The sequence below is a fragment of the Ureaplasma parvum serovar 3 str. ATCC 27815 genome, from assembly GCF_000019345.1.
GTDB lineage: Bacteria > Bacillota_I > Bacilli_A > Mycoplasmatales > Mycoplasmoidaceae > Ureaplasma > Ureaplasma parvum.
The window spans coordinates 369,151-382,871 of record NC_010503.1 but is presented as its reverse complement, the minus strand read 5'-3'; the positions used below and the strand labels follow the sequence as shown (position 1 = coordinate 382,871).

Here is a 13,721-nt window from a genome sequence, read left to right as displayed (position 1 = left end):
ATTAAAAGCCTTTTTTGTGTTTCCTTTAAAATAATTATTTAGAAAGAATTTCTTGATCGTTAACGTAAACCTTAACACCATCAACTTTATCATCTTTTGAAATTAATTCTAATTCATATTTTGGCTCAATAATCGTTTTAATAACTTTTGTTTTATTTAAAACATTAGAATTATGTTTAATCTCATTTATTTTTGTGATATTACTTTCTAAATCATCTAAAATAACATCAGCATTAAAATCATAATTATCATATTTTAAAGTTTCAATTTTTGCTAACAATTGTGTTTGTTTTTCAATTCGGTTTAAAATATCAAAATAAACAGCATAATTTGAAAGAGGGTGGTTTAATGTTTCTAATCTTAAACGTAAACTATTTAATTTTTTATAATGCTCAATTAAAAATTTTAAAATAACAATTTCTGAACCTAAACCATACATAAATTTAACACGTAAATCATACAAAGATTTCAAATATTTTTTTTCATCTTTAAAGTGACCATTAATATGATGTTGATTTAAAATAGCACGTTTTGTATAATTTCGAGTCCGAATTAATTCTTGATGGTTTAATAGATCTTCTAAATCATTAATGATTCCGATCTCGTTAGAAATAAATAAAGTTATTTTTTTAAAATTGTTTCAATTATCGCCTGAGCTTAACTCAAATAATTTATCATCTTTTAATAATTCATCATATTCTTTCTTGAGAATATCACTACGTTTATTTAAATAATTTTGTGTAATTTGTGAACGATGTTTTTCAAATTCAGTAAGAATTTTATTTTTGTTTTTAACTTGTCTTTTTGTTAAAAAACTATCTTCATTGATTAATGATTTTACTTTCAATTTATGTTCTTGTTTTTGATCGATTTCTATTAATTGTTGTTGAAATTTAAAATTAACTTCCCCTAAAATTTCAATTTTTCATTCATCAATTAGCTGTTCACAAATTTTTTCGACTTCTTTTAAATGAGAATTTAATAATTCTTCATTTTTCATAATTATATTATTCGCACTTGTATTCTCATTTTTTTGATAATCTTGAATTAGTTGGTTAGAAACATTATTGTATAAATCATCTACTTTACTTTCTAATGTTTTAGTATACTCTTCAATTTTGCTAATATCAACACTATTATTTAAAATAGTTAATTCTTTTATTTTTTCTTGTTCACAACCATTACCTAACAAAGGATCATAAACATTACTTAAGCTAATAGTAGAATCTAAAATATCTTTGAATTCTTGTTCATTTTTAACAAAAACTAGATTATCGCGTCTTTGAATTGAATTATTTTGTTTATTGGTTAATAAATCCACAATTTGATTAGTTTTATTCATAATTAATAATTCCTTTTTTTTATTTATCTTTTTTTTGAGTTAAATCATGTCCAAAATTTCTTCTTTTCTTTAGGTTTATTATTATTTAATTCATCCAATAAACGTTCAGTTTCGTCATTAATTTCTTGTGTCTTAAGTTCAAAATCAGCAGGTGTTAATTCAATTTGTGATGATAAATCATTATTTTCTATTTCTTTTGGTGTTAAGAAAGTATTTTCTTTAGCTTTTTCTTCTTTAAAATTATCAATACTATTACTATTTAAAACATCTTGGTTAACTGATTCTTTTTGGTTTTCAGGTATTTCAAATTCAAAATTAACCATTTCCTCTTCAGGTTCATATTTTTTTTCAACACTCATAACACCAACATCAGCTTTATTATTTAAATTTTTGGTATTAATTTCTTCTTCAATAATTACATTTTGATTATCTGATGATTCTAATTCTTGATCTTGAATTCGTATTTGTTCATTTAAATTATTTAAACTATCATCAATATTTTTTTCATTACTATCTATCATAATTGAATTTAGTTCGGTTTGTAATTTAGTATCTTTTTCATGTACATTAATAATTTCATCTAAACGAATTTGAATTGATGAAAGATCATTTTTAATAATATTTTCTTGAGATGATTGCTCTTGTTTAAGATCGTTAAAACTAGTTATTTGCTTAGTTTTAATTAAATTATCAACATTTTCATCCGTTTTTACTACTTGAGTAACTTCAGATGAATCATTAAATTCAACAGCACTTGTAGAATCTTGATTTTCTAATTTATCAGTATTGTCCAATAATTCTTCATTTGCTTCTTGATCATCATTTTTAACTTTAAAATCATGATCATCTTGTTCGACAAGCTTTTGTTGTTCTAAAATGGTATTTTTTAATATTTCTTGTTTAATTGCATATGGATCATCATTTTTAATAATTTCATATCCTGCCATTAAAAAGTCTACCCGGTTCTCAATGTCAACCATAAATGGAGTTTCATGATGACGTAAGTAACTACGTGGCTTCAAATACCCATTTTTTTTATCGATTACTAATTGTTCTTTGTTTAATTCTTGTTTATTTTCGCTAACTTCGTCAAAACAGTTAATTCTTCCAATACTATAGAACTCTTTTTCTAAATTAGATTGTTGTTCATCACTTAATTGTGAATTTTCAAATTTTTTTAATTCAGCTATTTTAATTGATTCATTATTTTTTTCTAGTTCTTGTTTTGGTTTCTTATTGTGCAAAAAATCATATTCAAGATCGTCAAAATCAATTGAGGTATCAACTAATTGACGTGAGTTTCTAATGAAATTACGTCTTGATTCATAATCATAACGTTGAAATGAAAACGGCAAGTATTCTAAATCATTAACTAATAATTGACGAATACTTATTTTATTTTGATCATCTTTAAAAAGATCGTCAAAATCTAACTCAAGTAATGAAGATCTTAAATAAATTAAAATTTGAAGAATATCTAAATTTGATTCAAGGGTTGCTTTTTTATCATAAAATTTCTCATAATCTAATTTATTTTGACCATGAATACTTAAATTATGAATTTGTTTACTAATTCGTGCATTATTAAAATGTAATTCTTGTATTCATAAATCATATTTTGTTTTTAGATTAACGATTTCTTTGCTCGTTAATTGTTTTCTTTTAAAATCATCACCAATAAATGCATCTAAACCATCATTAGTTCAAAATTCTTTATTAATTAAATATTGACGAGTTTTTGTGTAAACTAATTGATCATACTCATCTAAATTAGTAGCTGCTATTTTTGCAAATTGATAGTTATCTAAAACATCAAGCTCCATAGTCTTAAATTGTTCTAAACTATTAAAATAAGCATAACCTTTACTAATACTTTTTTTTAAGTAAAACTCATCTTTTATACTATTAATTAAATGAACTTTTAACTTTTGATCATCTAAAAAAATCTCTTGTGTTAAAGGGTTATTAATCCCTAGTTTTTGAGCTTGTTCTACATTCAAAAACAAAGTCTTGTTGTTTTTTAATTTTTCCATCATTGTTTTCACCCTTAAATTAATATAAAACATTATTTAAAATTATACATTAATAGCATACGTCTAAATTAAATTATATCTAAAAAAAATAAAAAAATAACAACTCATGAAGTTGTTACTAACTTAATTTAATACCAATAGCAATAGCAATAGTTATAATAATCCCAATTACAATAAACATTGTTGTAATTGTAATGATTAAATTAATTGAAAAATTTTTACCATTTTTTTTAATTTTTGATTCCGTATATTTAACAACGCTAGGAATATTTAAAACTTTTGTTAATTGGTTGTTTTTATCATCAAAAAAGCTTTTTGTAGTTGGTTTTAATTGATTTTCATCAATATTATTGGTTTGTTTAACACTATCATTCATCATAAAAATTATTTGATTGATAACTTAATACTTCTGTAAGTTTTGCAATCACGACAAGCTCTATGAGGTAGTAATGCTTTACCACATTCATTACATGCTACTGTATTAGAAATTGTAAGGTGATCGTGACTACGACGCATTCCTTTTCTTGATTTACTTACTCTTCTTTGTTGTACAGCCATATTATCGCCTCATTTCTAGTTTGTGTATCTTATAAGATATTGAATTTTATAACATTTATAAATTATATATGATTTTATTATTTTTTAATATCTTTTTTTAAAAAAATATTTAATTAATTAAAAGGAAAAGCTACGCATAATCTATAATAATAGTAATATGTTTAATGATATTAAGGTTCAAAATTATGAATACTAAATCCCCAATTCTTATACTAATTGCAGGAGCTTCTGGTTCTGGAAAAACAACCTTTGCTAATGAAATTATTGCAAGAATTCCTAAAAATACAACAAGTGTTGTTATTTGTCAAGATTCTTACTATATTTCTAATTCACAACTAAATAAAAAAGAACGCCGCTTAATTAATTATGATCATCCAAGTAGTTTTGAATGAGAGTTAATGCGAGAGCAATTAAGTGACATTAAAAAACGTAAAAAAATTAAAGTACCAATCTATGATTATAAAACTGAGATTCGTTTAGATAAAACGATTGATATTAGTGATGTTGATGTTATAGTTCTTGAAGGTATTTATGCAATTTATGATGATGTCATTAATCAAATAGCTGATTTGAAAATTTTTATTGAAACTCCAAAAGATGAATGTTTAATTCGACGAATTCTTCGAGATGTTAATGAACGTAATCGATCATTTGAATCTGTAATTACTCAATGACGTAGCACTGTTAGCCCTATGTATGATCAATTTGTTGAACCAAGTAAGAAGAATGCTAATGTTAGTGTGCTATGAAATGAACACAATCGTGTTGCATTACATTTAATTCATAAATGAATAAATAATATACATTAAAATATCATAACTAATTTAATTTTGAATTATGTCATATTATTATAAAAGCAAATTTAGAATTACAGATCATGCATTAGCTCGTTTTCGAGAACGTGCTGAATGAACTGATGTTAACATTAAAAATCTAAGTGGTACATTCATTATTCCAATTATTAATGAGCGAATTTTAGGAATTCGTCCTTTAAATTCTTTAGACAATAATTTCCATATTTACATGGACCCTAAAAATAAAGGTTATTATTTTTTAGTTGATAAATACACAAATACAATTATTTCTTACACTAAACGAACTAATAAAAATGATTTTTACCATATTAAAAAAATTAAATAAACTTTATTTTTTAACATTATCAATAGTATCATAAGTAAATGTGAAATGTTTTTTTTAGTTTTTCTAAACGTAGTATAGTTAAACTTTCTAAAATTCAAGGTAGTTTTGCTTGTTTTAAAATATTTATTAAATTAGGATTATTATTAATTTACTGGAAAAATTTTAAATTTATAATTTTTACTAGTTGTCGCACACTTATTGTTTGTGTGAATCGACGACTAGCTTGTTTACTTTCGCAAACTTTTTTAGTTAAATATTCGCCAATTTCTGGATTTTAACCATAAACAATGAATAATAAATCAGCCATTTTATCTCAAACGCCTACTGCTAAAAAGGTTTTTATATCACTAAATGCTTTAGCTTTTTCTAAACTTGTATCATTAAAATTGCACCTCATGTTTTAGTATTAAATGATACTTGTTTAACTTCTAATCATTGGTTAAATCCTTGCTTTTTAGCATCTAATCGGTAATAAACGCCTACAAAACCACCTTTAAATTCGTTTAAAAAAGTATCGTTATCAAATTATTTATATTTTTCTTGAATTTCCATAATAGGAATCATAGCATTAAATGATTCAGCTAAAAATTCTGAACTTATAGGTTTATAATCCCCTTTTTAAAAATATCTAAATCTAAATCATTAAATTTTTTAGAATCCATAAACTACTATCATTTATCTCTCTTTTAAAACTTATGATTATATTTTATACCTTCAAAAGTGTATTGTTAATGTTTTCATTTGTGCATATTAATTTGCTTAATATTTAGAAAGACATAATCAAATGCACTAATTATTGAAGATAATAAAATGATATAAATTGGTGTTTTAATGCTTTCTTTAATAATGCGTGGTAATAAATAGTAATTAACTCCGTATTTTAAATAATTCGTAATTGGGACTTTTATATATTTTAAATACGCTACACTTACGTAAGGTCCTAGTGCAAACGAAAATAACATTGTTGAAAAAATTACTAATAATGAGCAATAAATAAAATTAATTAACTGTACTTTTGAACGATTTCTATTACGTAAATAATAAATGATAACAAAAGCTTCAACAAGCAAAACAAATGTAGCTAAAAAAGCGATTGCTAAATATTTAAAAATACTAATTCAATCTTCATTAATTTCTTTATCACGTTTTTTAAGAATGCTAAATAAGGAGTTTTTACCATCATTAACTAAGGTCAAAATCATAAACAATGTTAATATACTAAAAAATAAAATAAAGATTTGATTAACTATTAGATCAATTATTGGTCGTTTAGTTTTTTTTCTTAATGTAGCTACAGATCCTAGAAATCCAGCAATAAAGCCTACAATAGGTTCTTGAATAGCATACATTCAAAACCAAATTCCACCACTAATTAATCATGCTAAAGTATCAACTAAAAATCCAGCAAATATTCCAATTAATGGTCCAAAATACCACCCTAAAACCATTAATGCCATTCATGTAAAAGAAATAACCATATTAAAACCAGGAATTTTAATATGTAAAAATCCCATTCCTAAACGAATTGCAACTAAAACAGCAAAAACCACGATTAAATTAATCGTTTTAAAAAGTTTTAAAGGATAAAAGGGAAATAAAAAAAGCAAAAATTTTTTTTTATTTTTTTGCTTTTTATTAGCAATTAAATCCTTTGTAAAGGATAATGCTAATTTATTATTTATATCATAGTTAAATTTAAATCTTGAATTCATCTAAAAACCAAACAAGTCTCTAAAGGGATTTTTTGTTCTTAAATATGTATTAGGATCAATTTTACCTGTTAAAATATCATCATGAATTTCTTGTAATAATAATTTTATTCTTTGAATATCACGTTTAGGATTTAAAATAAAAGTACTAATAATTAAAATTGTTCCTAAAATAATAACTACAAATACTAAAATTTGGGCGATACTATAGCCATAAAAAATACTTTGTAAATACGAATAATCAAAACTAAAACTATTATTTCTTGCTAAGTTAGCTAATACATCATTAATTTGTGCTTGACGAAACATTTCATCAAATGAACTACTTGAAAATCTTAAATTTCCAGTAAAAATATTTGCTAATGCAACTACTAATAATGCTCCAAACAAAATAATTCAAATAAAATTTTTAAAATGAAACTTCTCATTTTCACTAATTTTTCTTTTAAAAGCATTTATTCCAGCATAAATCATAATGAATATTGATATCACTAACTGGGTTGGAAATGTTGGCGAAACTAAACGAACAATATGAGTAATACCATTAACATTAATAACACTTGACATATGTGTGCCAAAATCCATTAGAAAAGCATACGTTAATGTTGTAAAAAAAACCAAAGCTAAACTAACAGCAAAAAAAACATATTTTAAGAAAGGAATAACTTTTGGTTTCGTTTCATATAAATAAATTTCACCATTCATAACCCGAGCACTAAATACCATATTTGTTAAATTATCGATATTTGCTGTTGTAAAATCAGAAGTTGGTTGATAAGTATGATTCATACTATCTTCATCACTAATAGATTCAGCACTTACCTTTTCATATTCTGTACTAGTATTATTTTCTTGATTTCTTGGAGTATAAAAACCCATTGATGCTTGCGTCTTTTCATCATACTTAAAATCAATATCTGCAATTCTTTGTGATTCTTGATCTAAATCTATTTGAAATGTATTTAAAACATAAATTTTTAAACCATTTACAATATCTTTTAATTCATCAAAATCGTTATAATCATTAACTATTTTTTCATAATGAACATATGACTTAAAAGCCTGTCAATAACTATGAAAATTTTTATTTGCTATTTCATAATTATCTTCATAATATTCAAAAATATTCATTACTTTATTTAATTGATTTCGATAATCATTATCATTTTTAATAGCATAATTTAGTTTTTGATTCAAAAAAATTGTGTTTAAATATAATTTAATTGATTTATATAAATCTTTTTGTGCACTTGACAATTCTGCATTTAGCATCTAATAACCACCTCATTAATCTAAAATAAAATAAACTGAACTGACATTAAAACAAAAGTATTTTATTTAATTTGGTCTATTAATTTTAACAAATATAAATATAGTTTTTTTATCTTTATCTTCAATAAACTTAAATTATAAGAACTTATTGTAGTGTTAAAAATTCAAAACTCAATTAATTAATCCAAAATATTTATCAATTTTATTTTCCTTGACTTTAATTTCTAATTGTAATAAATCATACATTTTTTTAAGTAAAAATTTAGCTGAATAATTTCTAATTAATTTTAAATTTAAATCAATAATATAAGGTTTTTGATTTAAAGAGCTAGATATAACGTTTTTGTTATATTTTTTTTCATGTAATAATTTAATTAAGTAATGTGTACTCATTATTGTCGCTAACATATTAATTATTGTGAGTTCATCAATTTTGTCAATGAGCATTTTATTAATTAAATTTATTGATTCATTTATTTTATGTTGATACAAAAGATTTAATAAACTAAAAATTTGATATTCACCATAATCACATATAAAATTATTAATATCAAACATACCATGATTTTTTAAAAAATCATTAATTAATTCTATTTTATCTAATTCATTATTAAGAAAATTAATATTAAAATTTGTTTTTTGAATAATCGTTTGCATTATAGATTTATTTAATGATAAATTACGCTGATTTAACTCTTCTTTTAAGAAAGCCATAGCATTTTCATTTGTATATGTCATAAAAGTAATTTGATGATTAAATTTTGCAATTGTTTCTTGAATTTTTTTTGCTGTAGAAATTTTTGTAGATTCAATTGTAATAATAATAGCAACATGATTATTAAAAAAATAATCAATTAAATCACTAACATTTTTTAAATGTTCTAAATTTTCGAATCAGTTAACGTTTTTAAATAAGTAGATCTTATTACTATTGAATAAATCATCTTGTTCAATAAGATTTTTAAAAGAAATTAATGAAATTTCTTGATCATTAATTTTAACTAATTCATCAAAAGAGGTCGCAATTTCATTAATTTTTTGATCCATTTTTAAACGATTGTCACCAGTAATTAAAAAAAGTTCTTTATTTATTAAGTTCATATAAAAAAATTGCTGCTGCTACTGCAACATTTAATGATTCTGTTTGATTCATTTTAATCATTGTTTTAATGTGAGCATGATCAATAAAAGTTTGTACCAAACCATGACCTTCATTACCTACCATTAAACAATATTTTTGTTTAATCGTTATTTCGTTTAAAGAAATTGCGTTTTTATCTAAAATAGTAGCAATTAAATAGAATTTATTTTTTAATAAAAAATTTAATGCTAGTTTAGAATCATTAAAACGTAAAAAATTAATTTTAAAAATGGCCCCCATACTTGCTTTAATTGTTTTAGGATTATATAAATCAACACAATTATTAAAAATAACTTGTTTAATATTGAAAGCAAAGCAGGTTCTTAAAATGGTTCCTAAATTACCTGGATCTTGAATATTATCTAACAATAAAATATTATCGTTAATATCACACATTTCTTGTTTTATTTTAACAACTGCTAAAATTGGACTTGGTTCGATATTAACTGATAGTTTTTTAATAATATTTCCACTAACTTTATAAATTTGAATATTGTCATATAATGTATATTTAAAAATCGTTTCAAATTCTTTATTATAAACATGTTCATTAATAATAATTGAAACTATTGTTTGTTGATTTTGCAAAGCTTCATCTAATAATTTAAAACCCTCAATTATGAATAATTTATTAGCTTCGCGATATTTTTTATCATGAATTAAACGATAAAAATGAATAATTTCTTCATTTTTATTAGATGTAATAATTTTTAACATAAATTAAGATTTTTTAGTAGGTTTAGTCGCAGTTTTTATTTCAGTATCGTTTTTTATTTCTTTTTCTTCATCCTTTTGTGATTTACTAAACTTTTGGAATTCATTCATTACTGAATTAAAATCGAAACTAGATGGATCGTTCGCTACGTTTCCTATTAGATCTTTTAAATCATTCATTTGCTTTGCAATACTTTCAAATGATTGGTTTGAAAAATTTAAATAATCACGCGCTAAATCCTTAATTAAATCTTTTAAAAATACATTTAATTCTAAATTATTATTAGGATCCATTTTATCTTTAATTTTTTTTATTGATGCTAATTCTTCTTCATTAAATTCCAATTGAATTATTGTCTTTTCCATATTTTCTCCTTGATTATGTGCAAAATTCGCTAAATTGTCGTAAATATTTTTAACATACTAAGCATGTTAGAAAAATTTTTACTATTTTTATATTATATAATTTTAATTGATTATTAAAATCATTTAATTATAAGGAGCAAAGTTTATGGATTTATGAAAAGAACAAGATGAAAATGGAATTAGCCCTAATGTATCTAACGAACGAAAAGTAGTAGTTGCTTCAAATGGCGAAAAAACTTTATATATTTTCATCATAGTTATTTCAATTATTTCAATTATTGGTTGAATCTTTTTATTAGTTTGATGATTTAATACTAAAAATCATTTAATTCAAACTAAAAACAGTGTTAATGAAGCTTCATCAAGCATCCAAGTAGCACAAACAAAACGGTTCGATTTATTAAATAAAATGATTGAACAAACTAAATCATATTACAAATATGAAGAAAAAGTATTAGATGAAATAACTAAAAATCGAAGTATTCAAATGTCAAATGATATTAACAAAAATGAAGAAGTATTAAATAAACTTCAAAATTTAGTTAATGTTCAATTCGAACGTTATCCAGATTTGAAATCATCCAATATTTTAATGGAATTGATGAGTACATCAAGTTATTTAGAAAATGAAATTGCTTCATCACGACGTGCTTATAACTCACGTGCAACTGATTGAAATATTATGATTTTTCAATTTATGACTGTTATCGTTGCTGAAAAATTAAAACTTGAAACTTTCCCAATTTATGCTGCAAACAAACAAGAGCGTAAAGATGTAGATATGAAATCACTGTCAGATTTTTAATATAAAATCAAAAAAACATGAAACAACTCTTTAAATAGAGTTGTTTTTTATTTTTATTACTTTAAAATAATTTAAAATATATTGATATTTTTAAAAAAAGTAAAGAGTGATTGTTATATGGATAAAAAATTCATCCGTAATTTTAGTATTATTGCCCATATTGATCATGGGAAGTCAACATTATCTGATCGAATTATTGAATTTACAAATACTTTGAGTAAACGTGAAATGACAAACCAAATTTTAGATTCTATGGATATAGAACGTGAACGTGGAATTACTATTAAATTAAATGCTGTACAAATTAAATATCATGCTAAAGATAAACATGAATATTTAATTCACTTAATTGACACTCCCGGTCACGTCGATTTTACTTACGAAGTTTCACGAAGTTTAGCAGCATGTGAGGGAGCAATTCTAGTTGTTGATGCTGCACAAGGAATTGAAGCCCAAACTTTATCTAATGTTTACTTAGCATTAGAAAACAATTTAGAGATTGTTCCAACAATTAATAAAATTGATTTACCATCAGCAGACCCTAATCGTGTTAAAAAAGAAATCGAAGACGTTATTGGTTTAGATACAGCGGATGTGCCTTTAATTTCAGCAAAAACGGGGTTAAACATTCAAGATGTATTAGAAGCAATAATTAAACACGTTCCACCTCCATTAGATGCTAAAGATGATGCTAAATTACAAGCCTTAATATTTGATTCTTTTTATGATTCTTATAAAGGTGTTGTTTGTTTAGTACGTGTAAAACAAGGAACAATTAAAGTTGGAGATAAAATTCGTATGATGGCTAACAATAAAGATTATATTGTTAGTGAATTAGGAATTAGAACACCAAAAATTGTTAATAAAACAGAATTGGTAGCCGGAGAAGTTGGTTGGGTAGCTGCAGCTATCAAAACAGTCAAAGATATTAATGTGGGTGATACTATTACTCATACCAATAATCCTGCTGATAAACCACTACCAGGTTATAAAAAAATTTTACCAATGGTTTATTGTGGCTTATACCCAATTGATACTAGTCAATATGATGATTTAAAAGAAGCTATGGCTAAAATCTCCTTATCTGATGCTGCATTAACTTATGAATATGAAACATCGCAAGCACTAGGATTTGGAATTCGTTGTGGATTTTTAGGTTTATTACATATGGATGTTATTCGTGAACGAATTGCTCGTGAATTTAATATTGAATTAATTTTAACTGCCCCTTCAGTAATATATAAAATTGAATTAACAAATAATCAAGAAATTAGTATTGATAGTCCTGCTAAAATGCCTGAACCAACTAGTATTAAACTTATTAAAGAACCATTTGTTAAATTAGCAATCATTACACCAGATAATTATGTTGGTGCAATTATGGAATTATGTCAGTCCCGAAGAGGAATATATGATGATCTAGAAGTTATTGACGGTACAAGACGAAAATTAATTTATAAAATGCCATTAGCTGAAATTATGTACAGTTTTTTTGATTCACTAAAATCAATTACTAAAGGATATGCAACAATGGACTATGAACTAATTGGTTACCAAGCTGAAAAATTAGTCAAAATCGATATTATGTTAAATGGTAATAAAGTTGATGCTTTAAGTATTATTGCTCATCGTGATTTTGCTTATGGGAAGTCAAAAATTATTTGTGAACGTCTAAAAGAGGTTATTCCAAAACATCAATTTGAAATTCCTATTCAAGCTTCAATTGGTTCAAAAATTATTGCTCGTGAAACTATTAAAGCAGTACGCAAGGATGTGATTGCTAAATGCTATGGTGGAGATGTTTCAAGAAAGAAAAAACTTCTAGAACAACAAAAAGAAGGTAAAAAACGTCTAAAAGCGATTGGTAATGTTGATGTTCCTCAAGATGCTTTTGTAAAAGTTTTAAGTGAAAACTAATATATATTATTTATGTTAAGTTTTGTTAAAGAATTAAATTTTGAAATTAATCAAAAAAAATATTTTATTAAAATTTATTTACAACCAAGAATTAAATATATTAAAATCAAAATCATTAATCATCAAATTGTTTGTTTGATCAATCACTTAAAATTAATTAATATTGCTGAAGAATTTATTAAAAATAATAAGTTAAAAATTTTAAAAATATATGAAAATGACTTAAAGAAAATTAAGTATGATGAACAATCTTTAGATTGAATCATCTTATTAGGAATAAAATTTACGACTATAAAAATAAAAAATAACAATTTTCATTGTCAATTCAATTTTCAAAAACAAATCATTTATCTTTATGATCAAAATCAGAATTTAACTAATACAAAATTGCTTTATCAAAAAATTTTAATATACCTAGCAGAAATAATTTTTCCACAAATTATTAAAAATGCCCAAAATATAACTACTCTAACTGTAAAAAAATATGTATTTGGCTTTTACAAAAGCCAATGAGGTGTCTATAATAAAATAAAACACACGATTGGCCTTTCGTATTTTTTAGTTCATTATGATCAAGATATCATTAATTATGTTGTTATTCATGAATTAGCCCACATAAAATATCAACATCATCAAAAATCCTTTTGGGACTTTGTTTTAAAATATTGTAAAAATGCAAAAATATACAACAATCAACTTAAATTTTAATATTTAAAAATGATTA

At 23.7% G+C, this 13,721-nt stretch carries 15 protein-coding genes; 5 read left to right on the top strand and 10 right to left on the bottom strand.

Features of this window, described 5'->3' with window-relative positions; genetic code table 4:
- Window positions 1-34: 34 nt before the first annotated feature.
- The 4 genes from UPA3_RS01770 to rpmF form a co-directional block, all read right to left on the bottom strand.
- Entirely contained in the window at window positions 35-1,342 is a 1,308-nt protein-coding gene (locus UPA3_RS01770) for a hypothetical protein (RefSeq protein WP_010891736.1), read from the bottom strand.
- 23 nt (window positions 1,343-1,365) lie between these two features.
- Complete coding sequence (locus UPA3_RS01765; RefSeq protein WP_041941985.1) at window positions 1,366-3,378, bottom strand: hypothetical protein; 2,013 nt, start codon at window positions 3,376-3,378, stop codon at window positions 1,366-1,368.
- 115 nt (window positions 3,379-3,493) lie between these two features.
- The gene (locus tag UPA3_RS01760; protein ID WP_006688677.1) at window positions 3,494-3,751 is read right to left on the bottom strand and encodes a hypothetical protein; all 258 of its coding nucleotides are present in this window, start codon (window positions 3,749-3,751) and stop codon (window positions 3,494-3,496) included.
- An 8-nt stretch (window positions 3,752-3,759) separates the two neighbouring features.
- Complete coding sequence (gene rpmF, locus UPA3_RS01755; RefSeq protein ID WP_006688693.1) at window positions 3,760-3,933, bottom strand: 50S ribosomal protein L32; 174 nt, start codon at window positions 3,931-3,933, stop codon at window positions 3,760-3,762.
- A 185-nt stretch (window positions 3,934-4,118) separates the two neighbouring features.
- Here rpmF and udk point away from each other — a divergent pair, with 185 nt between their 5' ends.
- Together udk and UPA3_RS01745 are read left to right on the top strand one after the other, a co-directional pair.
- The gene (udk, locus tag UPA3_RS01750; RefSeq protein ID WP_006688441.1) at window positions 4,119-4,742 is read left to right on the top strand and encodes a uridine kinase; all 624 of its coding nucleotides are present in this window, start codon (window positions 4,119-4,121) and stop codon (window positions 4,740-4,742) included.
- A 28-nt stretch (window positions 4,743-4,770) separates the two neighbouring features.
- A complete protein-coding gene (locus UPA3_RS01745) occupies window positions 4,771-5,073 on the top strand; it encodes a hypothetical protein (protein WP_006688467.1) in 303 nt (100 codons plus the stop codon).
- Between the two features lie 274 nt (window positions 5,074-5,347).
- On the opposite strand, the gene UPA3_RS03330 is transcribed toward UPA3_RS01745, so the two are convergent.
- The 6 genes from UPA3_RS03330 to UPA3_RS01715 form a co-directional block, all read right to left on the bottom strand.
- Window positions 5,348-5,470 (bottom strand): hypothetical protein, encoded by a 123-nt coding sequence (locus UPA3_RS03330; protein ID WP_012317003.1) that lies wholly within the window; start codon window positions 5,468-5,470, stop codon window positions 5,348-5,350.
- A 331-nt stretch (window positions 5,471-5,801) separates the two neighbouring features.
- The gene (locus UPA3_RS01735) at window positions 5,802-6,785 is read right to left on the bottom strand and encodes an ECF transporter S component family protein (protein WP_006689139.1); all 984 of its coding nucleotides are present in this window, start codon (window positions 6,783-6,785) and stop codon (window positions 5,802-5,804) included.
- The gene (locus tag UPA3_RS01730) at window positions 6,786-8,054 is read right to left on the bottom strand and encodes a TrbC/VirB2 family protein (RefSeq protein ID WP_006688610.1); all 1,269 of its coding nucleotides are present in this window, start codon (window positions 8,052-8,054) and stop codon (window positions 6,786-6,788) included.
- 156 nt (window positions 8,055-8,210) lie between these two features.
- A complete protein-coding gene (gene holA, locus UPA3_RS01725) occupies window positions 8,211-9,155 on the bottom strand; it encodes a DNA polymerase III subunit delta (protein WP_006689136.1) in 945 nt (314 codons plus the stop codon).
- Complete coding sequence (locus UPA3_RS01720; RefSeq protein ID WP_006688821.1) at window positions 9,139-9,912, bottom strand: TrmH family RNA methyltransferase; 774 nt, start codon at window positions 9,910-9,912, stop codon at window positions 9,139-9,141. Before UPA3_RS01720 ends, holA begins: the two co-directional genes overlap by 17 nt.
- A 3-nt stretch (window positions 9,913-9,915) precedes the next feature.
- Window positions 9,916-10,275 carry a hypothetical protein gene (locus UPA3_RS01715; protein WP_006688471.1) on the bottom strand — a complete coding sequence of 120 codons (360 nt, stop codon included), beginning with the start codon at window positions 10,273-10,275 and terminating at the stop codon, window positions 9,916-9,918.
- Window positions 10,276-10,420: 145 nt separating this feature from the next.
- Here UPA3_RS01715 and UPA3_RS01710 point away from each other — a divergent pair, with 145 nt between their 5' ends.
- From UPA3_RS01710 to UPA3_RS01700, 3 genes are all read left to right on the top strand, one after another.
- Entirely contained in the window at window positions 10,421-11,080 is a 660-nt protein-coding gene (locus tag UPA3_RS01710; protein WP_006688515.1) for a LemA family protein, read from the top strand.
- Between the two features lie 117 nt (window positions 11,081-11,197).
- Entirely contained in the window at window positions 11,198-12,997 is a 1,800-nt protein-coding gene (gene lepA / locus UPA3_RS01705) for a translation elongation factor 4 (RefSeq protein ID WP_006688644.1), read from the top strand.
- Between the two features lie 12 nt (window positions 12,998-13,009).
- A complete protein-coding gene (locus UPA3_RS01700; protein ID WP_006688751.1) occupies window positions 13,010-13,705 on the top strand; it encodes a M48 family metallopeptidase in 696 nt (231 codons plus the stop codon).
- The last annotated feature ends 16 nt before the right edge of the window (window positions 13,706-13,721 follow it).